Raw genomic sequence first — 21,963 nt, forward strand, 5'->3', positions numbered from 1 at the left:
ATGTCCGTGCGCACCCGTCAGCCACTAGTTCCCGGCACCCAGTCGCCGATCCGGGAAGTTCCCCGCTCCATCGAGCGGCCCGAATACGTGTGGAAGAAGACCGCGAACGAGGGCAACGAGCCCTGGGTACAGACCACCGAGACCATCGAGAAGATGCGGATCGCGGGCCGGATCGCGGCGCGGGCACTCGAAGAGGCGGGCAAGGCCGTGGTTCCCGGCGTCACCACCGACGAACTCGACCGGATCGCCCACGAGTACATGTGTGACCACGGCGCCTACCCGTCGACGTTGGGCTACAAGGGTTTTCCCAAGTCCTGCTGCACCTCGCTCAACGAGGTCATCTGCCACGGCATCCCCGACTCGACGGTGGTCGAAGACGGTGACATCGTCAATATCGACGTCACCGCCTTCATCCACGGCGTGCACGGCGACACCAACAAGACCTTCCTCGCCGGCGATGTCGACGAGGAGGTGCGCCTGCTCGTGGAGCGCACCGAAGAGGCCACCAACCGGGCGATCAAGGCGGTCAAGCCGGGTCGCGCCCTGAACGTGGTCGGCCGCGTCATCGAGGCCTACGCCAACCGCTTCGGCTACGGCGTGGTCCGTGACTTCACCGGCCACGGCGTCGGCCCCACCTTCCACAGCGGCCTGGTGGTGCTGCACTACGACCAGCCCAACATCGAGTCGGTGATCGAGCCCGGCATGACCTTCACGATCGAGCCGATGATCAACCTCGGCGGCATCGACTACGACATCTGGGACGACGGCTGGACCGTGGTCACCCAGGACCGCAAGTGGACCGCGCAGTTCGAGCACACACTGGTGGTCACCGACACGGGCGCGGAAATCCTCACGCTGCCGTGAGCGCGCCCCTGCGCGGCGCGCTGCTGATCGCGGGTACCACCTCCGACGCCGGGAAGAGTGTCGTGGTGGCGGGTATCTGCCGGATGCTGGCGCGGCGCGGGGTGCGGGTGGCGCCGTTCAAGGCGCAGAACATGTCGAACAACTCGGTCGTCACCCTGGACGGCGGGGAGATCGGGCGCGCCCAGGCGCTGCAAGCGCGAGCCTGCGGGCTGGAGCCGAGCGTGCGGTTCAACCCGGTGCTGTTGAAGCCGGGGAGTGATCGCCGCTCGCAGCTGGTGGTACGCGGCACCGCTGTCGGAACTGTCGGCGCGCGTGACTATTTCACTCGCAGGCAGGAACTGCGTGAGGTCGTCGCGGCCGAACTGGACTCGTTACGTGACGAATTCGACGTCGTGATCTGTGAAGGGGCGGGCTCGCCTGCCGAGATCAACCTCCGGGCGACCGATCTCGCGAACATGGGGTTGGCGCGTGCCGCCGATATTCCGGTGCTGGTGGTGGGCGACATCGACCGCGGTGGCGTCCTCGCCCACCTGTTCGGCACCGTCGCCGTGCTGGAACCCGACGACCAGCAACTCATCGCGGGCTTCCTCATCAACAAATTCCGCGGCGACGAGTCCCTGCTGCGACCCGGCCTCGACCAACTCCTCGCGCTGACCGGCCGCCCCACCCTCGGCGTCCTCCCCTTCGCCGAAGACCTCTGGCTCGACGCCGAAGACTCCCTCGGAACCCTCTCCGGCGCCCCCGTCGGCCGCCCTGGCCCGCCGCACGGCACCGACTGGCTCACCGTGGCCGCCGTCCGCCTCCCGCGAATCTCCAACTCCACCGATATCGAGGCTCTCGCCTGCGAACCCGGCGTCTCGGTCCGCTGGGCCGACAGCCCCCATCAACTGACCGGCGCCGACCTCGTGATCGTTCCCGGTAGCAAGGCGACCGTCTCCGACCTGAACTGGTTGCGCGCCAACGGAATAGCCGATGCGCTCCGCGCTCGCGCCGTCGCGGGCCGTCCCGTCCTCGGCATCTGCGGCGGCTACCAGATGCTCGGCACCCGCATCGTCGACGGCGTCGAGCACACCGCGGCAGCGGGCCGGGCCGATGTCGGCGAATCGGTGTCCGCGCGGCCCTGCGTAGTGGACGGCCTCGGTCTGCTCGACCTCGACATCGAATTCGCGGACCCCAAGATCGCCCGGCAGGTGTCGGGCATCGCGGGCGCGGACCCCCTGCACGGCTACGAGATCCATCACGGCCGAGTCACCCGCACCGCCGACCCCGCCTGGCTGACCATCGACGGCGACCCGGAAGGCAGTGTGCGAGAAGCGGTCTGGGGCACCCATGTCCACGGGCTCCTCGAGTCCGACGAGTTCCGCCGCACCTGGCTCACCGAGGTGGCCGCCCGCGCCGGGCGCACCGGCTTCACCGTCGCGCCCGGCACCTCGGTCGCGGCCGTCAGGTCCGCGCAGCTCGACCTCCTCGCCGATCTCATCGAGAAACACGTCGACCTCGCGGCGCTGGACCAGGTGATCCGCGACGGTGCCCCGGCCGGCCTTCCGGTCATCCGGACCGCCCGGTGACCCAGCGCGCTGCGGACGCGGCGGTGTGCGGCCCGTCTCGCCTCACAGCCTGAGCGGCGGCGTTGTGACAGGTTCGGCAATTCGGGCGTTGTGGGCAGTGAAAGCCCAGTACACGGGGGTGTGCGGATCGGCGGGGCGGGCCGGAACAGGCCGCGTTGTTCAGGCTGGACGTGTACCGTAACCCGGCATGAAATCTCGGCAGATCACGGTCGGTGACCAGGCCTGGACAGTGCGGGTCGACGGACCTTCTTCGCGGCACAATGTGCTGCTGCTCCCCGACGCGGACGACCCTGCCGACGTGTTCGACAAGGTGTGCACGCGGCTGCACGAATCCGACCTGCAGACGATCGTCGTGGAGTCCGTCGAGGGGCTCGATCCGGCGGGCGTGCGCGCGATTCTCGACGAGCTCGAACTGCCCTACGTCAACGTCGCGGGCCGCGGGTCGGGCGCTGAGCTGGCGTGGCGGGTGTGCGCGGGCCGGTTCGGTCGGTTCATGAGCCTGGTCGTCGCCGACTACGGGCACCCGGCGGTTCCCGACGCCGACGGCCGGGTCGCCGACGCGACCTGTCCGCCGCTGGAACTGCCTGTCACGATGCTGGTGACCAAGAGCCTGCCCCGCGCCACCGCTGACGCCTCCGGCCGCTATGTCTACGGCGAATTCCGGGTCGTCCCACTGGAAGTGGACAACATCGCCACCGAGGCGGGCCACGAATTCGCGACCGAGATCGTTCTGCGCACCAGCCTCTGGTAGGCCGCCGAGATCACCGGGCGCTGACGCGGATCGCCGTTCGCGCGATCCTTGCGTGAGCGCCCGGTGAGCGGCCCTTCGGCTCAGGACTTCCGGTAGGTCGCCAACCAGTCGAGCCAGTTGTCGGTTTCCTGGAACGCGTTGGCGCGCACGGCTTCCGAGGACAGGAACACGTCGTGGCGGGCGCCGTCGATCGGGACGATCGAGGTGCGCTCGCCCAGGCAACCCGCCCAGCGCTGGATCTGCTTCACATCGAGCACGGCATCGGCCACGTCGACGGCGGGGGAGTGCTCGCGGGCGAACTTCGTCAGTCGCGAGCGCAGGATCAGCGCGGGCACGCCGATGGTCAGTCCCTGGTGCAGACGCGCGTGTCCCTGGCGGATGGCGCGCAGCCAGCCCAGCCGCACCGGTTCACCGTTGAGCGGCTTCCAGTCCAGGTTGTAGTCCCACTCACCCGAGCGGCTGGTGTGCAGGCTGTCGCCGTACGCGGTGCTGACACCGCCGGGCAGCTGGGCGAAGGCGCGGAAGCGGCCCACCGCGTTGATGACGGGGGTGCCCACGGTGCGGTAGAAGGACGGTCCCTGCAGGTCGAACCAGGGACTGTTGAGCACGACCCCGGCCACCCCCGCCGCCGCGCTGCCACCGGCCGCTTCGAGCCGGTCCAGCCACAGCGGCACGATCAGGCCACCGGTCGAATGCGCGACGATCAGCACATCGTTGCCGGTCTCCTCGCGCGCGATCCGCAGCGCCTCGGTGAGCTCGTCGTCGTAGAGCGCCAGGTTGCTCACGTAGTGCGCGCTCTGCCCCGCTCGCCGCGAGCGCCCGCATTTGCGCAGGTCGAGCGCGTAGAACCGGTGCCCGCGCGCCGCGAAATGCTCGGCCAGGTGCTCCTGGAAGAAGTAGTCGGTGAACCCGTGCACGTAGAGCACGGTCGGCTCGATCGCCGGTGCCGCGGCATCGGGCAGATAGCGCACGAGCGTGGCCACCACCTCGCCCTCACCGTCGGGGTCGATACCGAGCGGGAGGGTCCGCTGCTGATAGGCGGTACCGAGAACATCGGGTTGCCACTGCTCGTCGGTGCGATCGGCGAGGGTTTCGTTCGTCACACTGCTCAATCTATCCCGGGGTCGCGGCGACGTGCAGGCTTGCTTTTCATCACATTCGGGAGGTCCGTTGCAGAACCGTGCTCAGCTGAGGTGCACAATTGGCAGAAGGTGAACGACGGGTAACCTACCTCCCGGCGATTCACCGCGAGTCGCATGAACACCGCCAAAGCGCCCGCGCCAAGCGAACTCACCTGCCGGTGGGTAGCTGAGAAGGACAAGGAAGTCGATCTACCCGTGCCGAACGCTGCGAAGAGTGAAAAGACCGATGTAGTTCTCATCGGCGCAGGCATCATGAGTGCCACGCTGGGCGCGCTGCTGCGGCAGCTACAGCCGGACTGGACGATCTCGGTGTTCGAGCGGCTCGACGCCGCCGCCGCGGAGAGCAGCGACCCGTGGAACAACGCGGGAACCGGCCACTCGGCGCTGTGTGAGCTCAACTACAGCCCGCAGAACGCCGACGGCTCGGTCGACGTGAGCAAGGCCGTCGACATCAACGAGCGCTTCCAGGTCTCGCGCCAGTTCTGGGCCTCCGCCGTCGATGCCGGTGTGCTGGCCGACCCCGCGGGTTTCATCAACCCCATTCCGCACGTGAGCTTCGTCCACGGCGCCGACAACGTCGACTACCTGCGCAAGCGCTACGAGGCGCTGTCGCCGCACCCGCTGTTCCGCGGCATGGAGTACATCGACACCCCCGACGAGTTCGCCGCGCGCCTGCCGCTGATGGCCAAGGGCCGCGATTTCAGCGACCCGGTCGCGCTGAACTGGTCCGACGGCGGCACCGATATCGACTTCGGCGCGCTCACCAAGCAGTTGCTGGCCTACATCGGCTACTCCGGCGGCGAGATCGCCTTCGGCACCGAGGTCCGCAACCTCGACAAGCAGTCCGACGGATCGTGGAACGTCACCGTCCGCAACCTGCGCACCTACCAGTCGCGCACCATCAACGCGAAGTTCGTCTTCGTCGGCGCCGGTGGTGGCGCGCTGCCGCTGCTGCAGAAGGCCGGCATCAAGGAAGCCAAGGGCTTCGGCGGCTTCCCGATCAGCGGCCAGTTCCTGCGCTCCACCAACCCGGAGCTGATCGCCGCGCACGAGGCCAAGGTGTACGGCAAGGCCGCCGTCGGCGCGCCGCCCATGTCGGTGCCGCACCTCGACACCCGCGTCATCAACGGCCAGAAGGGCCTGCTGTTCGGCCCCTACGCCGGCTGGACTCCCAAGTTCCTCAAGGACGGCTCCAACGCCGACCTGTTCAAGTCGATCAAGCCGAACAACATCGGTTCGCTCGTCGGCGTCGGCCTCACCGAGCTGGGTCTGACCAAGTACCTGGTCGAGGAGCTGCTGAAGTCGCAGAACGGCAAGGTGGGCGTGCTCGGGGAGTTCCTGCCGCGCGCGCAGGGCCGCGACTGGGAGCTCATCACCGCCGGTCAGCGTGTGCAGGTCATCCGCCGCAAGGGCGCGGGTGGTGTGCTCGAGTTCGGCACCGCGGTCATCTCCGCCCAGGACGGCTCCATCGCCGGTCTGCTCGGTGCGTCGCCGGGTGCGTCGACCTGTGTCACCGCCATGCTCGACGTGATGCAGCGCTGCTTCCCGGAGCAGTACACCGGCTGGACGCCGCGGCTGCAGCAGATGATCCCCTCCCTCGGCCAGAAGCTGTCGGAGAACCAGGCCCTGTTCCAGGAAGTGTGGGACTGGACCAGCAAGTCGCTGAAGCTGGACGGCAACAACGCCCCTGCGAACGAGCAGGTCCAGAGCTACGCGCAGGTGTGAGCGCCGAACTGAGGCAGGCGTGGGCGGCGGATCTCGACGCCGCCACCCTCTACCGGCTGTTGCGCCTGCGGGTCGATGTGTTCGTCGTCGAGCAGGAATGCGCCTATCCCGAGCTGGATGGGCGTGACCTGCTGGCGACGACGCGACATCTGTGGCTCGACGACGGTGGCGTGCTCGCCACGTTGCGCCTGCTCGACGAGTCCGCCGACGGGATCGCCTGCTACCGCATCGGCCGGGTCTGCGTCGCGCAGTCCGCGCGCAAACACGGGTACACCACCCAGCTGATGCGGGCCGCACTGGCCGAAACCGGTTCGGCCACTGTGCGATTGGATGCCCAGTCGCACCTGGTCGGGATGTACGCGAAGTTCGGTTTCGCCGTCGACGGGCCCGAATACGACGACGACGGGATCATGCACGTGCCGATGCGGCGCGCCTGAGGCGGTGCACCGCCCGTCGATGCCCGGGGGAGGGCCGGGAATGTCGCGCGCATAGAGTTGGGGCGTGCCTGGTTTTGCTGATGTTGCCGCTGGTCCGCACACCGCCGCCCGTGCGGCGGGTGAGGCGGGGTTCCCGTTCTCCGCTGTGGTGGGGCAGGAGCGGTTGCAGCTGGCGTTGATCTTGTCGGCCGTGCACCCCGGGATCGGTGGGGTGCTGGTTCGGGGTGAGAAGGGCACGGCGAAGTCGACCGTGGTGCGCGCGCTCGCGCAATTGCTGCCGCCCGTGGTCGACGAGACCGGGGCTCGGCCCGCCCGGCTGGTGGAGTTGCCGGTCGGCGCCACCGAGGACCGGGTGGTCGGCTCACTCGACCTCGAGCGGGTGCTGCGCGACGGGGAGCAGGCGTTCCGTCCCGGGCTGCTCGCCGCGGCCCATCACGGCGTGCTCTACGTGGACGAAGTGAACCTGCTGCACGACCACCTGGTGGACGTGCTGCTCGACGCGGCGGCGATGGGACGCGTGCACGTCGAGCGCGACGGTGTCTCGCACTCGCATCCGGCGCGGTTCGTGCTGGTCGGCACGATGAACCCCGAAGAGGGCGAGTTGCGCCCGCAGCTGCTCGACCGGTTCGGGCTCACGGTCGACGTGGCGGCCTCGCGCGAGGTCGACGTGCGGATGGCGGTGGTGCGCCGTCGCCTCGACTACGAGGCCGACCCGGCCGCGTTCGCCGCCCGCTATGTCGACGCCGATCAGGTGGTGGCCGAACGCATTCTGACCGCACGCGACCGGTTGCCCGAAGTCGCGCTGGACAACGCGGAGCTGCGCCGGATCGCGGCGCTGTGCGCGTCGTTCGATGTCGACGGGATGCGCGCCGACCTCGTGGTCGCCCGGACCGCGACCGCGCACTCGGCGTGGCGCGGGCGGGATCGGGTCACCGAGGACGATGTGCGGATCGCCGCGGAACTCGCACTGCCGCACCGTCGTCGGCGGGATCCGTTCGACGAGCCCGGAATCAGTGAGCAGCAGCTCGACGAAGCGATGGACGCTGCGGCCGCCGAGGTCGACAAGGCTTCGGGGGACGAGGAATTCGACGGTCCGCGGGGATCGGGTGACGCAGGCAACGACCACAGGGACGAGCTCGACACCGACGGTGATGAGTCCGCGCGCCCAGATGGCCCCGGTGGCCTCGATGACGAGCGGTCGCGGGACAACGGTCGTGAAAGCGGTCCGGATAGCCTGGGTCCCGACGATGGTCCCGATGACGACGGCGGCCCCGCCGGCGGCGGCCCGGACGACAGAGGACCTGACGGCGGTCCTGACAACGGCGGACCGGGAGGTGGCGGGTCCGGCGGCGACCGCTCGGACAGCTCCCATCAGGACAACGCGGGCAACGGTTCGCGCCCCGGACCTGAAAAGCTTTCGGGCACACCGGCTTCGGCCGCCAAGCCCGCGCCGCGCTGGGAGGTCCCCGGGATCGGCGAAGGCGCGCCCGGTCGCCGTTCGCGAGCCCGGACCCGGACCGGCCGGACGGTGCGCCCCGACGCCGACCCGTCGACCGGCCTGCACCTGCTCGGCACGATCTTCGCGGCCGCGCCGAAGCAGTTCGAGCGCGGCAGGTTCGCGGGCCCACTCGCCCTGGAAACCGAAGACCTGCGCGGCGCGTATCGCGAAGGCCGAGAAGGCAATCTGGTCGTTTTCGTCGTCGACGCGTCCGGCTCGATGGCCGCGCGCGACCGGCTCACCGCCGTCACCGGCGCGATTGTCACCCTGCTGCGCGATGCCTATCAGCGCCGCGACAAGGTGGCCGTGATCAGCGTCCGCGGCAGTGCGGCCGAACTCGTTCTGCCGCCCACCTCCTCGGTCGACATCGCGGTCCGCCGCCTGGCCGGGATGCGCACCGGCGGCAAAACACCACTCGCCGCGGGCTTGCAGAAGGCTCGCGAGGTGATCGCCCGCGAACACGTCCGCGACCCCCGCCGCCGCCCGATGCTGGTCCTGCTCACCGACGGCCGTGCTACCGGCGGCACCGACCCGCTGCCACGGGCGCGCTCCGCCGCCAAGCTGCTGGCCGCGCAAGGACACACGGCCATGGTCATCGACTGCGAGCGCGGCATGATCCGGCTCGGCCTCGCCGCCGAACTCGCTCGCGACCTGCGCGCCCGCTACCTGCGCTTGACCGAACTCACCGGCGAGACAGTCGCCGACGTGGTCCGTGCCACGGGTCTGCCAGCTCGAGCGGCGTAAAGGTTCCAGCCCGTCCGGCGTAGGGGTCGAGCCCTGTGAGTGTGCCGGGCGCACCCTGATAGAAAGGGTGACGAACCGGCACGCGCGGCCGGCCCGAGAGGTACGGGTCGCGGAGCGGGCTTCGACATTCGAGCGCGCCGGCGTGCGACAGATTTCGACCGCGAGGTCGTGCAGAACGCGCACCTCGTGTGCGTCGAGAAGAGGAGTTTCCGTGCCCAAAGGTGTTCCGGAGAGCGTCCCCGAGGACGGTCTGACCACCCGGCAGCGACGCAATCAGCCGGTGCTCGCCGTGCACACCGGTCCGGGCAAGGGCAAGTCCACCGCGGCGTTCGGGATGGCGTTGCGGGCCTGGAATCAGGGCTTCGACGTGGCGGTCTTCCAGTTCGTGAAGAGCGCGAAGTGGAAAGTCGGCGAGGAAGCCGCTTTCCGTACCCTCGGCACCCTGCACGAGGAGACCGGCGCGGGTGGCGCGGTCGAGTGGCACAAAATGGGCGAAGGCTGGTCCTGGACCCGCAAGCACGGCACCGAGGAAGACCACGCGGCCGCCGCCCTGTCCGGCTGGCAGGAGATCTCCCGCCGCCTCGCCGCCGAACAGCACCGCTTCTACGTCCTCGACGAGTTCACCTACCCGCTCAAATGGGGCTGGGTCGACATCGACGAGGTCGTCGACACCCTCACCCACCGCCCCGGCAACCAGCACGTGGTCATTACCGGCCGCGACGCACCCCCGGCCCTGATCGAGGCCGCCGACCTCGTCACCGAGATGACGAAGGTCAAACACCCGATGGACGCGGGTCGCAAAGGCCAACGCGGTATCGAATGGTGAGTGCTCCCGCTGTAGTGATCGCGGCCCCGGCGTCGGGGAGCGGCAAGACCACGCTGGCCACCGGGCTGATCGGTGCGCTGCGGCGGGCCGGGCACCGGGTGGCGCCGTTCAAGGTAGGACCGGACTACATCGACCCCGGCTACCACGGGCTCGCGGCGGGGCGGCCGGGGCGCAATCTGGATCCCGTTCTGGTGGGCGAGGATCGGGTGGTGCCGCTGTACCGGCACGGCGCGCAGGGCTGCGATATCGCCATCGTCGAAGGCGTGATGGGCTTGTTCGACGGCCGGATCGACGAGAGCCGCACCGACGCGATTGCCGAGGGTTCCACCGCGCAGGTGGCCGGCCTGCTCGGAGCACCGGTGGTCCTGGTCGTCGATGCTCGCGGTCATTCCCAGAGCCTCGCGGCGCTCCTGCACGGCTTCGCCACCTATGACTCCTCGGTCCGCCTCGGCGGTGTGATCCTCAATCGGGTCGGCAGCGAACGCCACGAACAAGTCCTGCGCGCGGCCTGCGACCGTGTCGGCCTCCCGGTTCTCGGCGCACTGCCTCGCATGGCCGAATTGGAAGTCCCCTCCCGCCATCTCGGCCTCATCCCCGCCGTCGAACACGGCTCCGCCGCCACCGCCGCAGTCGACGCCATGACCGAACTCGTCGCGGCACACGTGGATCTGCGCGCCATCGTCGGCCTGGCCGGCGGCTCGGTACTCGGCGACGCGTGGGAGCCACACATCGAACTGGCCGCCGCCGCTGAACATGGCACGGGCGGAACAAGTCCCGGGGGCGATGGCCGCGCGGACGACACGCGCGCAACGGACGCGGCGATGGCCCACCAGCAGCCGACCTCGGTCGATCCCGCTCCGGCATCCGCTGCCGAGTCCTCGGCCGCGTGGTTCGGGGCAGCCTCGAGCAGCGATCCCCTGATCGCGATGGCAGGCGGTCCGGCCTTCACGTTCGGCTACGCCGAGCATCGGGAACTGCTGGTCGCGGCCGGCGCCAGGGTGGAGGTCTTCGATCCACTGTCCGACGAACTCCCTGTCGGCACAGCGGGATTGGTCCTTCCCGGTGGGTTCCCGGAGGAGCACGCCGGGCAGCTGTCAGCCAACGAGAAACTCCGCGCCGCAGTGGCCGACGGTGCCTTGCGGGGCCTGCCGATCCACGCCGAGTGCGCGGGCCTGCTCTACCTCACGCGCTCCCTCGACGGCCACCGGATGGCGGGGGTCATCGACGCCGACGCCGAATTCGGCCCGCGCCTGACCCTCGGCTACCGCGATGCGGTCGCGCTGCACGACTCGGCGCTGTGGCGAGCGGGGTCCCGGGTACGGGGCCACGAATTCCACCGCACCCGGCTGGTCCGCACCGGCGCGGAGAACCCCGCCTGGGGCTGGCGCGCATCGGGTTCCGTCGCCGAGGGCGCGGTGGTTCGCCAGGTCCACGCCTCCTACCTGCACACCCATCCAGCCGGAAACCCCGATGCGATCGCGCGATTCGTCACCGCCGCACGTCGATTCGACCGCTGATGGCGTGCGGCGGCATACGGCGACGATGACGACTTCCGACGGTGAGCGACAACCGGCGACCCGTGATACGCCTTCAGGTTCCGCGCTGGCCGTTGGCATCGGCGTACGGCCGGGCACCGAGGCCGGGCGGATCGTCCGCGCCGTGCGGGCGGTAGTCGGCGACACCACCATCAGCTGCTTGGCGACCCTCGATCGGCGTGCGACCGAACCCGGTGTGCTGACCGCAGCGGCGATCCTCGGTGTGACCGTGGTGGCATTCACCGCCGAACAACTGGCCGAAGTCGACGTGCGGCACCGTTCGGACCACGTGTCGGCGGCGGTCGGCACGCCCAGCGTCGCGGAAGCCGCGGCTGTGCTCGCGGGCAGTGGCGAACTCGTCCGCGGCCGAACAATTGCCGACGGAATCGTGGTCGCCGCGTCGACTTCGCCGGGATCGCCAATGCGCGGAGATTAATTCGCTGGGCAAGATCGCCGGTGCGCAGTAAGTTCATTTCAGCAGTTGCGAGGCGGACCGGATCTGATCGGTTACCACTCTGGATGGGGATGTCGCAGGTTCGAATCCTGCCCGTGATCGGAAGATTGCGGTAGCTCAGTTCGGTAGAGCACCTTGCCGGTCAGGACACACATGTCCGCTGAGCAACTGTCCACCGTGAACGAGCAGGACGGACCGGATTCGGTCGGTTATCCGGCACGACCTCAGGGTCCAGTGGGGTCGAACCCCGTGGCGGAAAGTGATTTCCGCGTCAGCACCTGCCCCGGTCGGGTCCCGGGTCCGAAACATCAACGCCGGTACACGTATCGGAGGGGGAACAATGAATATCTTGTCGCGCTTTTCTCGTCGCGCCACGCCGCAGACCGTGCCCGCCGATCACCGGCAGGTCGTCGACAACGCGGGCGGCTACGTTTTCGAGATCACCCCGCAGGCGCGGGTGCGCCGTTTTCTCACACTCGGCACCGAATCCGGAACTTTCTACGTCAATGCCAAGGCGCTGACAGTGGACAACGCCGAATTCATCATCGAATACGCCGCCGAGCACACCGCCGATCTGGTTCGCGAGATCGTCGAGATCTCCACCTCCGGGCGCGCGCCGCGCCAGAACCCGGCCCTGTTCGCGCTGGCCGCTGCCGCGTCGCTCGGTGACCTCGACGGCCGCCGGGCCGCCTTCGCCGCCCTGCCGCTGGTCGCGCGCACCGGTACGCACCTGTTCCTGTTCGCCGGCTATGCCGAGCAGTTCCGTGGCTGGGGTCGCGGGCTGCGGCGTGCCGTCGCGAACTGGTACCTGGACAAGCCGATCGACGACCTGGCGTTCCAGGTGGTCAAGTACCGGCAGCGCGAGGGCTGGTCGAACCGCGACCTGCTGCGTCTGTCGCACCCGGCGACCACCGACGACGATCGGCGCAGACTCTTCGACTGGATCTGCGGTCGCACAACGGAACTCGACGGTCTGGCACTGGTCGACGGTTTCCAGCGGGCGCAGACCGCACCGGTGGCCCAGGTGCCGGAGCTGGTCCGTGCGTACCGGCTCAGCTGGGAGATGCTGCCCGACGCCGCGCTGAACACCGCGCCGGTGTGGGAAGCATTGCTGGACAACGGCATCCCGCAGACCGCTCTGCTGCGACAGCTGCCGCGGCTGACCCGCCTCGGCCTGCTCGATCCGCTCGGACCGCGCACCGCGGCGATCTGCGCGCAGCTCGCCGACCCGGCGCGCCTGCGCAAGGCTCGGGTGCACCCGGTGTCCGTGCTGATCGCGTTGCGCACCTATGCGTCCGGGCGGTCGGCTCGCGGCGCGGGCACCTGGACACCGTCGGCTCCGGTCGTGGACGCCCTCGATACCGCGTTCTACGCGGCCTTCGAGTCCGTGCGCCCGACCGGCCTGCGTCACCTGCTGGCGCTGGACGTCTCGGGTTCGATGACGACCAGGATCGGGGGACTGCCGATCTCGGCGCGCGAGGCTTCGGCCGCGCTCGCCCTGGTCACCGCACGCACCGAGCCGCGGCACGAGATCGTCGGGTTCACTTCCCGCGGTACGGGGTGGGAGGGGGCGCGTGGCCTGTCCCCGCTGTCGATCTCGCCGCGGCAGCGTCTCGACGACGCCGTGCGAGCGATCTCGGGGTTGCCGTTCGGCGGCACCGACTGCTCGCTGCCGATCCTGCACGCGCTGGACCAGGGTATCGAGGTCGATGTGTTCTCGATCTACACCGACAGCGAGACCTGGGCGGGTTCGGTGCACCCGCACCAGGCGCTGGCCCGGTACCGCCGTGCGGTGAATCCGCGGGCCAAGCTCGTGGTGGTCGGCATGACCGCGACGAACTTCAGCATCGCCGATCCCGATGACGCGGGCATGCTCGACGTCGCCGGATTCGACGCTGCCGTGCCCTCACTCCTGGCCGACTTCGCCACGGCCGCATGAGAAAGCGGAGCCGCCGCGACCTCGTTGTCGCGGCGGCGCCTTTTCTTCTCGCGCGAAAGAGTTCCGTCAAGGGGCGACGGAAGACCAATCGGCGAAACCCGTGGGGTCGTGGCGGCCCATGGAGGCGTGTTCGAACAGGCCCCAGCCTTCGAGATCGCCGCAGCGGGCGTAGCCGATGTGGTCGATCACGCCGAAGGGGGTACGGCCCTTGATCGCGGGGTCGGTGAGGTCGTAGGCGCTCGACAGCGACCAGTTCTCGCCCATCCAGCGGCCGTGGGTCCAGTCGGGGTCGGCGCCGTAACCGCAGCCGACGTGCAGGGCGATCCCCGGGCGCGACTCGATCTCCACCTCGAGCGGCTTCCCGTCCGGGGTGGTCATGTCGAGGCGCACCGACTTCGGGTGCCGGGTGCCGGACTCGTAGGTCCAGTGCATGCGCGGCCAGCCCAGTTGTTCCTTTCGGCCGTCGTTCCAGATCCGCACCGCGTTGTTGAGGGTGCGGGTGCCGTCGGGCTCCTCCTGCACGATCACCACGATCGAGAAATCCTGGAATCGCAGCGGCGCGTACAACCACCAGAAGCCGTCCATGCCGGTCGGCCTGCCCGCGGGTTCCGGCTCACCGGAGGGCCGGATGCCCCAGGATCGGTCACGGCTGCCGGTCCACACCGCCGGGTCGACCGTGTAGTCGATGCCGTCGACCGCGAGAGTGCCCTCCCACGAACCCGATTGGGCGAAGCGGGAGGCCTCGATGATCGGCTTGGTGCCGGACAGGATCAGGTGCGGCTGCTCCTGCACGGCGGGCTGCGCGCCGGTCCAGGTCAGATCGAAACCGAGATCGTCGTGTTCGCAGACCAATCGGAGCTTGTGGAGCGGCTCGATCACCTCGATCCGGTAGCCGCCGACGGCGGTGGTCAGATCGCGCGAGGTGAGCGCGTCGGAGAAGCGGACGCTGCGCTGGGCGTCGCCGTGGCGCACCGTCGCGAACGCGTCGACCACGCCGAGGTTCGGGTACACGCCGAACCCGGTGATCAGCATCGCGTCGCCGGCCGGGTCGAAGGCGTTGAAGTAGTAGCGGTCGTAGAAGTTCCGGTCGCTGGTGGCAACCCTGGCCAGCGACAGCGGGGTCTGATGGACCGGGTATTCGTCCAGGGGGACGGGCATGATCGCGCGCACAGTCAGTCCCATTCGTAGGTGCCGTCGAGCAACGCCTCGAGGGTGAGACGGTGCATCACGTAGTCGTCGAGTTCGGCGGGCACGGTGTCCTCACCGAAGTGGATCATCCGGCACTTGATCCTGGCCATCACGATCGCGTGCCGCAACGCGGCGTAGACGATGTAGAAGTCCAGATTCCGGACCGAATGTCCGGTGAGCTCCTCGTATTTCGCCACGACCGCGTCGCGGCGCAGGAAGTCCGCGAGACCGGGCTGGTCGAAGCGGGTGGCGATGTCCTGGAAGAACCGGTGGATGAAGATGGTCCAGCCCAGATCCAGTTCGCGCGGCGCGAACGTCGCCATTTCCCAGTCCAGAACCGCCGCCGGGGTGAAGCCTTCGAACAGGATGTTGCCCGGGCGGGCGTCGCCCCAGTTCAGCACCTCGGGACCGGGATCGGCGGGCCAGTGGGCCTCGAGCCAGTCGAAAGTCCGCTCGATGAGCGGCACTTCGACGCCGTGGTCGGTCAGCGCCCACTTGTACCAGGCGCGCTGGGCCTGGAAATGCCTGCGCAGCGCGGTGCCCGCACCGTCGAGCAGCGGAAAGCGCTCGGCCACTGCGTCGATGGCGTGCACCTGGGCGATCACCTCGACCGTCGCGTCCGCGACCAGTTCGCGCTCGGCGACGGTCGCGTCGAACAGCCAGCCGAAGAACACGTACGGCGGATTGTCCGACGGCGCCCTGCCCTCGACCCGCTCCATCACGAGGAAGGGGGAGCCGAACACAAAATCGTCGAGTTCGAGCCAGCGCAGCGGCGGCACGGCGATCTCGGAGGCCGCGGCCACCCCGGCCATCACCTCGTACTGCATCGCCAGGTCGTAGGACTCGAACACCGGGAACGAGCTGTCCTCGGGCGCCATCCGGATGACGAAGGACCCCTGTTCGGCGACCCCCTCCGCCGACCATTCGGCGTCGAACAGGATGGTGGTGCTCGACATGCCGCCGCTGGACGGCTTGTCCAGATTGCTGACCGTCACGTCGGCACCGACCTTGCCGGTCAGCCAGCGCGCCAGCTTCCCGGCGAGCTCGTCCAGATCGCGCTCGCTGACGGTGAGCGACATCTGAGCGGCCGGATCCTGATCTTCGGACATCTACGCGGTACCCCTGTCAGCCGAAACTGTAACGTGTGTCACTTCTGAGTACCGGACGGCCGACCGGAATGTAAGGGCGGCATCGCTGAGTGAGACTCAGGGTTGACATCGCAAAGATCGGGGTTCTCCCCGACGCGCTCCATCACATCTTCCGGTTAGCTTCGGTAACAACAGAACTCGATGAGGAGGCGTGGGTGACCGCAGGGACCATTGATCGTGGGCGCAACAATATAGCGACCCCGCCGTCACCACCGATGTGGCATCCGATTACCCGGCTCGCCTTCCGATTCAGTGTGGCGTACCTGGGGCTTTTCTGTCTGTGGATGGCTCAGATCACTTTCGTTTTCCTCGGGGTGATTGCGCTGCGGTTGCCCGAGGAAGCCGTGCTCTGGCAGATCATGGCCCTTGATCCGGTGAGTAGCTGGATCGGTGAGCACGTGTTCGGGGTGGAGGCCGAGCTGGCGATGAACGGCAGTGGCGACCAGGCCGCGATCTGGATTCAGTGCGGTCTGCTGCTGGTGGTCGCGGTGTTGATCACGGTGGTGTGGTCGGTGCTGGACCGGCGCCGGGGTGCGTACCCGCGACTGCTGAGCTGGTTTCTCACCGCGCTGCGGCTGTGTGTGGGCGGACAGATGCTGTTCTACGGCTTCGCCAAGCTGATTCCGACACAGATGCCCGAGCCCGCGCTGATCACGTTGCTCACCCGTGTGGGTGATCTGACGCCGATGGCGATGCTCTGGACCCAGGTCGGCTCGTCACCCGCCTACGAGATCGCTTTGGGCACAGCCGAAGTGCTCGCCGGTCTGCTGCTGTTCTGGCCGCGGACCGCGACGGTGGGCGCCATGCTGGGCGTGATTAGCATGGCGCAGGTGTTCCTGCTCAACCTGACCTTCGATGTGCCGGTGAAGATGCGGGCCGGGCATCTGTTGCTGATGGGGCTGGTGCTGCTCGCCCCGCAGGCGCGCAGGCTCGCGAATTTCCTCGTGCTGGAGCGTGATTCGGGACCGGCCGTGCAGCCCCCGCTGTTCTCCTCGTCGCGGGCGAACCGGTGGGCGGCGGTGGCGCAGGTCGTGATCGGACTGTGGATCACGGCGGGCATGGTCGACGTGGGAATGCGGAGCTGGCGCGAATACGGTGGTGGCGCACCGAAACCCGAGCTGTACGGCATCTGGGAGGTCCGCGAGTTCAGTGTCGAAGCGGCCCCGGTCCCACCGCTCACCACCGATCCGGTCCGCTGGCAACGCCTCGTCGTCGATGTGGGCTCGGCGGGCTACCAGCGGATGGACGACGCAGTCGTGCCGGTGCTCGCCACGACCGACCTTGCCGCGCACACGATGGCTCTCGCCGCCGTCCCCACCAGCCCGGACGAACCGCCCGCGCCCTACGCGACATTCACCGTCGACCACCCCTCGGACGACACGCTGACCCTGCGCGGCGAACTCGACGGCCGACCCACCACGATCACCCTCGAACGTCTCGACCTCGAGCGATTCCCCTTGCGCAGCACGAACTTCCGCTGGGTCCAGAACCAGCCGTACTTCAGCTGAACGTGAAGGCGTCGCACCGAGCCGGGTCGACCGAGACGATGCCGCTCATCCGGGTGCGTCCTTCGCCGGCGCGACGCCGATGTCCTCGAACCACAGGTCGGGGCGCTCGGCGATGAAGTCGGTCATCAGCGACACACAGCGCGGATCGTCGAGCACGATCACCTTGACCCCGTGTTCGGCCAGCCAGTCGTGGCCGCCGTGGAAGGTCTGCGCCTCGCCGATGATCACGGTGCCGATCCCGAACTGGCGGACCAGACCGCTGCAGTACCAGCACGGCGACAGGGTGGTGACCATGATCGTCGGTCCGTAGTCGCGGCGGCGACCCGCGGCGCGGAAGGCGTCGGTTTCGGCGTGCACGCTCGGATCGTCGTTCTGGACGCGGCGGTTGTGGCCGCGTCCGAGCAGGGTGCCGTCGGCGGCGAACAGGGCCGCGCCGATGGGGACACCGCCTTCTGCCAGCCCGCGCAGGGCTTCGTCGTAGGCCACGTCGAGGAGTGCGTCCGGCTGGATCATGGACTCCACTGTCCTGCCTGCCCGCCCGGTCGGCAACGTACGCGCCGTGGACCACCGGGATCCGTCGAGCCCGGGCCGCCGACGGACAGATCGTCGTGCGGCGCGGCATCCTTCGGCGGGTGCGTTCGGGGCGCACCGAGCCAGGAACTAGGCTGGGACACTGTGCCGAACACCGCAGACACCGCATCGACCCCGCCCGCAGGCGACCCGAACTACCTGGTCGGGCTCGATCTGCGTGGACGCAGAGTAGTGGTGGTCGGCGGCGGAACCGTCGCCCAGCGCCGACTCGGCCTGCTCGTGGCCTCGGGTGCGGATGTGCACGTGATCAGCCGGGCGGTCACCCCGGCGGTGGAGGGCATGGCTACGGCGGGGCAACTCACCGTCGAACTGCGCGCCTACGCCGACGGCGATCTCGACGGCGCCTGGTACGCGATGGCCTGCACCGACGAACCCGAGACCAACGCCGCGGTGGTCGCCGAAGCCAGCGCCAAGCGCATCTTCTGCGTCCGCGCCGACATCGCGCGCGACGGCACCGCGGTGACGCCCGCGACCGCCCGTTACGACGGGCTCTCCCTCGGTGTGCTCGCCGGTGGCGCGCACCGCCGCTCGGCCGCCGTGCGCAACGGTCTGCTCGAAGCGCTGCAATCCGGTGTGGTGACCGATGATTCGGAACCGGTGACCCCCGGCGTCGCGCTCGTCGGTGGCGGCCCCGGTGATCCCGACCTGATCACCGTGCGCGGTCGCAGGCTCCTCGCGCGCGCCGATCTGGTCGTCGCCGACCGGCTCGCCCCGCCGGAACTGCTCGCCGAACTGGGCCCGCACGTCGAGGTGATCGACGCCGCGAAGATCCCGTACGGCCGGTCGATGGCCCAGGAGGCGATCAACCTCGCGCTCGTCGAAGGCTTCAAAGCGGGCAAGTTCGTGGTCCGGCTCAAGGGCGGCGACCCGTACGTGTTCGGCCGCGGCTACGAGGAACTCGAGGCGTGCACCGAGGCAGGCATCCCGGTGACGGTGGTGCCCGGTGTCACGAGCCCGATCTCGGTGCCCGGTGCGGCAGGCATCCCGGTGACCCATCGCGGTGTGACCCACGAATTCGTGGTCGTGAGCGGACACGTCGCCCCCGATCATCCCGATTCGCTCGTCGACTGGTCGGCGCTGGCCAAGCTGCGCGGCACCATCGTGCTGATGATGGCGGTCGAGCGGATCGACAAGTTCGCCGCCGCCCTGCTCGCCGGTGGCCGCCCGAGCGATACTCCCGCCGCGGTCATCCAGGAGGGCACCCTGCGCACGCAGCGGGTGGTACGCGCCGATCTCGCCACGGTCGCCGACCGGGTCAAGGAAGAGGGCATCCGCCCGCCCGCGATCATCGTCATCGGCCCCACGGCGGGCTTCGGCCTGGACTAGCTTCACCGACGGCGCGCCCACTCGTTGCCGGTGCGCCAATTACACTGCCTGACTGTGCTCGATAAACCCGCTGCGACGATGCAGTATCCGGTGAAGCAGCGGGCGTTCGGCCTGGCCATTCTCGTGCTGAGCGGTCTGCAGTTCATGGTGGTGCTCGACGGCACCGTCGTGATCTTCGCCCTGCCGCGCCTGCAGCAGGACATGGGGCTGTCCAGTTCGGGCAGCGCGTGGACGGTGACCGCCTACGGCCTCACCTTCGCGGGGTTGATGCTGCTCGGCGGCAGGCTCGGCGACGCGTTCGGCCGCAAACGCATGCTGATCTACGGTGTCGGCCTGTTCACCGCGGCCTCGCTGGCCTGTGGTCTGGCCACCGGTGAGGCGATGTTGCTGATCTCGCGCGCCTTCCAGGGCGCGGGCGCCGCGATCGCGGCACCGACCGCGTTCGCGCTGGTCGCGACGACGTTCGCGCCCGGACCGGCCAGGAATCAGGCGATCGCGATCGTCGGCTCGATGGCAGGCATCGGTTCGGTCGGTGGTCTCATCGTCGGCGGTATGCTGACCGAGGTCGGGTGGCGCTGGATCTTCCTGATCAACGTCCCGATCGGCGCGCTCATCGTGCTCGGCGCGATCTACAAGCTCACCGATACCGCCCACCACCGCACTCCGCTCGACGTCAAGGGCGCGATTCTGGGCACCCTGGCCTGCGCGACGATCGTGTTCGGCGCCACCGAGGGCCCGGCCATGGGCTGGACGAGCCCGCTGATCCTCGGTTCGCTGATCGGCGGTTTCGTGCTGCTGGTGATCTTCGTCTTCGCCGAGCGACGCGAATCCGATCCGCTGCTGCCGTGGTCGCTGTTCGACAGCCGCGACCGGGTCGCCACCTTCATCCTGATCTTCCTGGCCGGCGCGGTGCTCGGCGCGATGACGTTCTTCGTCGCCCAGCTGCTGCAGAACGTGCTCGGCTACAGCCCGCTGCTGGCCGGTGTCGCCTCGATCCCGTTCACCATCGGCATCGGTGTCGGCGGTGCCGTGGCGTCCAAGGCCGCGTTGGTGATCGCGCCGCGCTGGCTGCTCGCCACCGCGGGTGTGGTGCTCGCCGTCGGCCTGTTCTTCGGGTCGACGCTGGACCGGCACGTGCAGTACCTGCCGACGCTGTTGGCACTGCTGCTGGTGATCGGCTTCGGTGTCGGGATGGCGATCGTGCTCGCTCCGCTCTGCGTGCTGGTCGGGGTTCCGCCGTCCAATATCGGGCCACTCTCGGCGGTCGGCCAGATGTTCATGAGCTTGGCGACGCCGATCGCCATCGGTCTGCTCAGCCCGATCGCGGCGTCACGCACGCTGTCGCTCGGCGGCAGCGATACCCCCGGCGCGAACACCACGCCCGCCGAGATCGAAGCCCTCAACAGTGGCTACACCCTGGTGCTGTTCATCTGTGCGATCATCGCCGCCGTCGCCGCGCTCGTCGCACTGACCGTGCGCTACACCCCGCAACAGCTGGTGCAGGCACAGCACGCGCAGGAAGAGGCCCAGCGGAGCTGACTCCGCCGGGCCGCCGGGCTCAGAAGCGTCCGGTGACCTTGGTCGGGGTCACGCGGATGACGACGCGTTCCGCGTCGTCCACCGAGGCCGGGTTGAACTCGCGGTACGGCTTGCCGGTGTACTTGAGCGACATCTCGTCCGGCAGTGCCCGCTCGGGATCCGGTGTGGTGGTAGCGGTTCCGCGCACCTCGGCGTACAGGAACGGCCGCTCCGGCGGGTTCACCATCACGGTGATCCGCGGATCGCGGACCAGGTTCTTGGCCTGCTGACGGGAGACGGTGGTGGAGAACAGCAGCTCATCACCCTCGCGCTTGATCCAGACCACGGTCAGATGCGGATGCCCGTTGGGCCCGACCGTGGCGACGGTCGCATAGACCTTCTCGTCGTCGAGGTACGACTTCAGTTCATCGGAAAGCACTGCGGTATCGGTCACGCTCTTGGACAACGCCCCACCCGCGCCGGGAATTCCGGCGCGGAATCGACAGCGGGACAGACGTTGCCGGAACACATCGACCGCACCGCGCGGCGCGCGGACGAAGCCGACGGGCGCGGTGCCGGTGTGTCCGCGCCGGGACGTGGTAGACGTAGCGGCCATGAGTCGCATGGTGGTGTGGGTCCTGGAACTGGGGCTGACCGGCCTCGGTGTGGTCTGGTTGCTGCTGTTCTCGTGGACGACCGGCGGGATCGGCCTGCTGCTGATCTGGAATCTCCTGGCCGTCGCCTACGTGGCGGCGGGCTGGCTGCTGTTGCACCGCGACCTGCCCGACGACTCCGTCGACTGGATCGGTCCACGCTGGTACACCACCACGTTCGCGGTGGTGGCCAGTGGCGCCGGGCTGGCAGCCGGGATGATCATGATCGGTGCCCGCGACAGCGATGCCGACAACGCCGTCGCGGCGGCCACGGTGCTGATGTCGTGGTTGCTCCTGCACACCGCGTTCGCGCAGATCTACACGCGGGCCCAGTTCACCGACGGGGGACTGCGGTTTCCGGAGTGCCCGGTGCCGCAGCTGTCGGAGTTCGTGTACTTCTCGTTCACCATCGGTACGTCGTTCGCGGTGTCGGATGTCACGGTGGTGAACCGGTCGATGCGTCGGCGCGTCACCGCCCACAGCGTGCTCAGTTTCTTCTTCAACGCCGCCGTCGTCGCCATCGCGATCGACTGGATCAAGGGATAGCG

The 21,963-nt window shown here is 68.9% G+C and carries 19 protein-coding genes; 14 read left to right on the plus strand and 5 right to left on the minus strand.

The genetic code is table 11. The features are described from left to right. From map to ACFWFP_RS02925, 3 genes are all read left to right on the plus strand, one after another. Window positions 1–864: a type I methionyl aminopeptidase gene (gene map, locus ACFWFP_RS02915; protein WP_379292821.1), complete on the plus strand. Its 864-nt coding sequence runs from the start codon at window positions 1–3 to the stop codon at window positions 862–864. Further along, window positions 861–2,432 carry a cobyric acid synthase gene (locus tag ACFWFP_RS02920; protein ID WP_379292822.1) on the plus strand — a complete coding sequence of 524 codons (1,572 nt, stop codon included), beginning with the start codon at window positions 861–863 and terminating at the stop codon, window positions 2,430–2,432. Before map ends, ACFWFP_RS02920 begins: the two co-directional genes overlap by 4 nt. Window positions 2,433–2,619: 187 nt before the next feature. Then, on the plus strand, window positions 2,620–3,183 hold the full coding sequence (locus ACFWFP_RS02925) for an alpha/beta hydrolase (protein WP_379292823.1): 564 nt from the start codon (window positions 2,620–2,622) through the stop codon (window positions 3,181–3,183). A gap of 80 nt (window positions 3,184–3,263) precedes the next feature. On the opposite strand, the gene ACFWFP_RS02930 is transcribed toward ACFWFP_RS02925, so the two are convergent. After that, window positions 3,264–4,286: an alpha/beta hydrolase gene (locus tag ACFWFP_RS02930; protein ID WP_379292824.1), complete on the minus strand. Its 1,023-nt coding sequence runs from the start codon at window positions 4,284–4,286 to the stop codon at window positions 3,264–3,266. Window positions 4,287–4,439: 153 nt separating this feature from the next. Here ACFWFP_RS02930 and mqo point away from each other — a divergent pair, with 153 nt between their 5' ends. From mqo to ACFWFP_RS02965, 7 genes are all read left to right on the plus strand, one after another. Then, window positions 4,440–6,050 carry a malate dehydrogenase (quinone) gene (gene mqo, locus ACFWFP_RS02935; protein WP_379292825.1) on the plus strand — a complete coding sequence of 537 codons (1,611 nt, stop codon included), beginning with the start codon at window positions 4,440–4,442 and terminating at the stop codon, window positions 6,048–6,050. Beyond that, the gene (locus tag ACFWFP_RS02940; RefSeq protein ID WP_379292826.1) at window positions 6,047–6,487 is read left to right on the plus strand and encodes a GNAT family N-acetyltransferase; all 441 of its coding nucleotides are present in this window, start codon (window positions 6,047–6,049) and stop codon (window positions 6,485–6,487) included. The genes mqo and ACFWFP_RS02940 overlap by 4 nt, the downstream gene beginning before the upstream one ends. Before the next feature lie 145 nt (window positions 6,488–6,632). Then, entirely contained in the window at window positions 6,633–8,729 is a 2,097-nt protein-coding gene (locus ACFWFP_RS02945; RefSeq protein ID WP_379293731.1) for a VWA domain-containing protein, read from the plus strand. Between the two features lie 211 nt (window positions 8,730–8,940). Continuing rightward, window positions 8,941–9,555 carry a cob(I)yrinic acid a,c-diamide adenosyltransferase gene (cobO, locus tag ACFWFP_RS02950; RefSeq protein WP_378761942.1) on the plus strand — a complete coding sequence of 205 codons (615 nt, stop codon included), beginning with the start codon at window positions 8,941–8,943 and terminating at the stop codon, window positions 9,553–9,555. After that, window positions 9,549–11,072, plus strand: coding sequence for a cobyrinate a,c-diamide synthase (locus tag ACFWFP_RS02955; RefSeq protein ID WP_379292827.1), 1,524 nt, complete (start codon window positions 9,549–9,551; stop codon window positions 11,070–11,072). Before cobO ends, ACFWFP_RS02955 begins: the two co-directional genes overlap by 7 nt. Window positions 11,073–11,097: 25 nt before the next feature. Further along, window positions 11,098–11,526 carry a cobalamin biosynthesis protein gene (locus ACFWFP_RS02960; protein WP_379292828.1) on the plus strand — a complete coding sequence of 143 codons (429 nt, stop codon included), beginning with the start codon at window positions 11,098–11,100 and terminating at the stop codon, window positions 11,524–11,526. 358 nt (window positions 11,527–11,884) lie between these two features. Beyond that, on the plus strand, window positions 11,885–13,483 hold the full coding sequence (locus ACFWFP_RS02965; protein WP_379292829.1) for a TROVE domain-containing protein: 1,599 nt from the start codon (window positions 11,885–11,887) through the stop codon (window positions 13,481–13,483). A 66-nt stretch (window positions 13,484–13,549) separates the two neighbouring features. On the opposite strand, the gene ACFWFP_RS02970 is transcribed toward ACFWFP_RS02965, so the two are convergent. Together ACFWFP_RS02970 and ACFWFP_RS02975 are read right to left on the minus strand one after the other, a co-directional pair. Then, the gene (locus ACFWFP_RS02970; RefSeq protein WP_379292830.1) at window positions 13,550–14,665 is read right to left on the minus strand and encodes a hypothetical protein; all 1,116 of its coding nucleotides are present in this window, start codon (window positions 14,663–14,665) and stop codon (window positions 13,550–13,552) included. Then, the gene (locus ACFWFP_RS02975) at window positions 14,656–15,780 is read right to left on the minus strand and encodes a phosphotransferase family protein (protein WP_379292831.1); all 1,125 of its coding nucleotides are present in this window, start codon (window positions 15,778–15,780) and stop codon (window positions 14,656–14,658) included. The genes ACFWFP_RS02970 and ACFWFP_RS02975 overlap by 10 nt, the downstream gene beginning before the upstream one ends. A gap of 323 nt (window positions 15,781–16,103) precedes the next feature. On the opposite strand from ACFWFP_RS02975, the gene ACFWFP_RS02980 reads away from it, so the two are divergent. Then, a complete protein-coding gene (locus ACFWFP_RS02980) occupies window positions 16,104–17,327 on the plus strand; it encodes a DoxX family protein (protein ID WP_379292832.1) in 1,224 nt (407 codons plus the stop codon). A 45-nt stretch (window positions 17,328–17,372) separates the two neighbouring features. Here the strand turns inward: ACFWFP_RS02980 and ACFWFP_RS02985 are convergent, their stop codons facing one another. Beyond that, entirely contained in the window at window positions 17,373–17,840 is a 468-nt protein-coding gene (locus ACFWFP_RS02985; RefSeq protein WP_379292833.1) for a nucleoside deaminase, read from the minus strand. Window positions 17,841–18,002: 162 nt separating this feature from the next. Here ACFWFP_RS02985 and cobA point away from each other — a divergent pair, with 162 nt between their 5' ends. Both cobA and ACFWFP_RS02995 read left to right on the plus strand, forming a co-directional pair. Next, window positions 18,003–19,244 carry a uroporphyrinogen-III C-methyltransferase gene (gene cobA, locus ACFWFP_RS02990; protein WP_379292834.1) on the plus strand — a complete coding sequence of 414 codons (1,242 nt, stop codon included), beginning with the start codon at window positions 18,003–18,005 and terminating at the stop codon, window positions 19,242–19,244. 78 nt (window positions 19,245–19,322) lie between these two features. After that, window positions 19,323–20,783, plus strand: coding sequence for an MFS transporter (locus tag ACFWFP_RS02995; protein ID WP_379293732.1), 1,461 nt, complete (start codon window positions 19,323–19,325; stop codon window positions 20,781–20,783). A gap of 19 nt (window positions 20,784–20,802) precedes the next feature. Here the strand turns inward: ACFWFP_RS02995 and ACFWFP_RS03000 are convergent, their stop codons facing one another. Continuing rightward, the gene (locus tag ACFWFP_RS03000; RefSeq protein ID WP_379292835.1) at window positions 20,803–21,378 is read right to left on the minus strand and encodes a PPOX class F420-dependent oxidoreductase; all 576 of its coding nucleotides are present in this window, start codon (window positions 21,376–21,378) and stop codon (window positions 20,803–20,805) included. On the opposite strand from ACFWFP_RS03000, the gene ACFWFP_RS03005 reads away from it, so the two are divergent. Continuing rightward, on the plus strand, window positions 21,377–21,961 hold the full coding sequence (locus ACFWFP_RS03005) for a DUF1345 domain-containing protein (RefSeq protein ID WP_379292836.1): 585 nt from the start codon (window positions 21,377–21,379) through the stop codon (window positions 21,959–21,961). The genes ACFWFP_RS03000 and ACFWFP_RS03005 overlap by 2 nt on opposite strands. Window positions 21,962–21,963: the final 2 nt, after the last annotated feature.

It is taken from the genome of Nocardia sp. NPDC060249, from assembly GCF_042728755.1.
Classification (GTDB): Bacteria; Actinomycetota; Actinomycetes; order Mycobacteriales; family Mycobacteriaceae; genus Nocardia.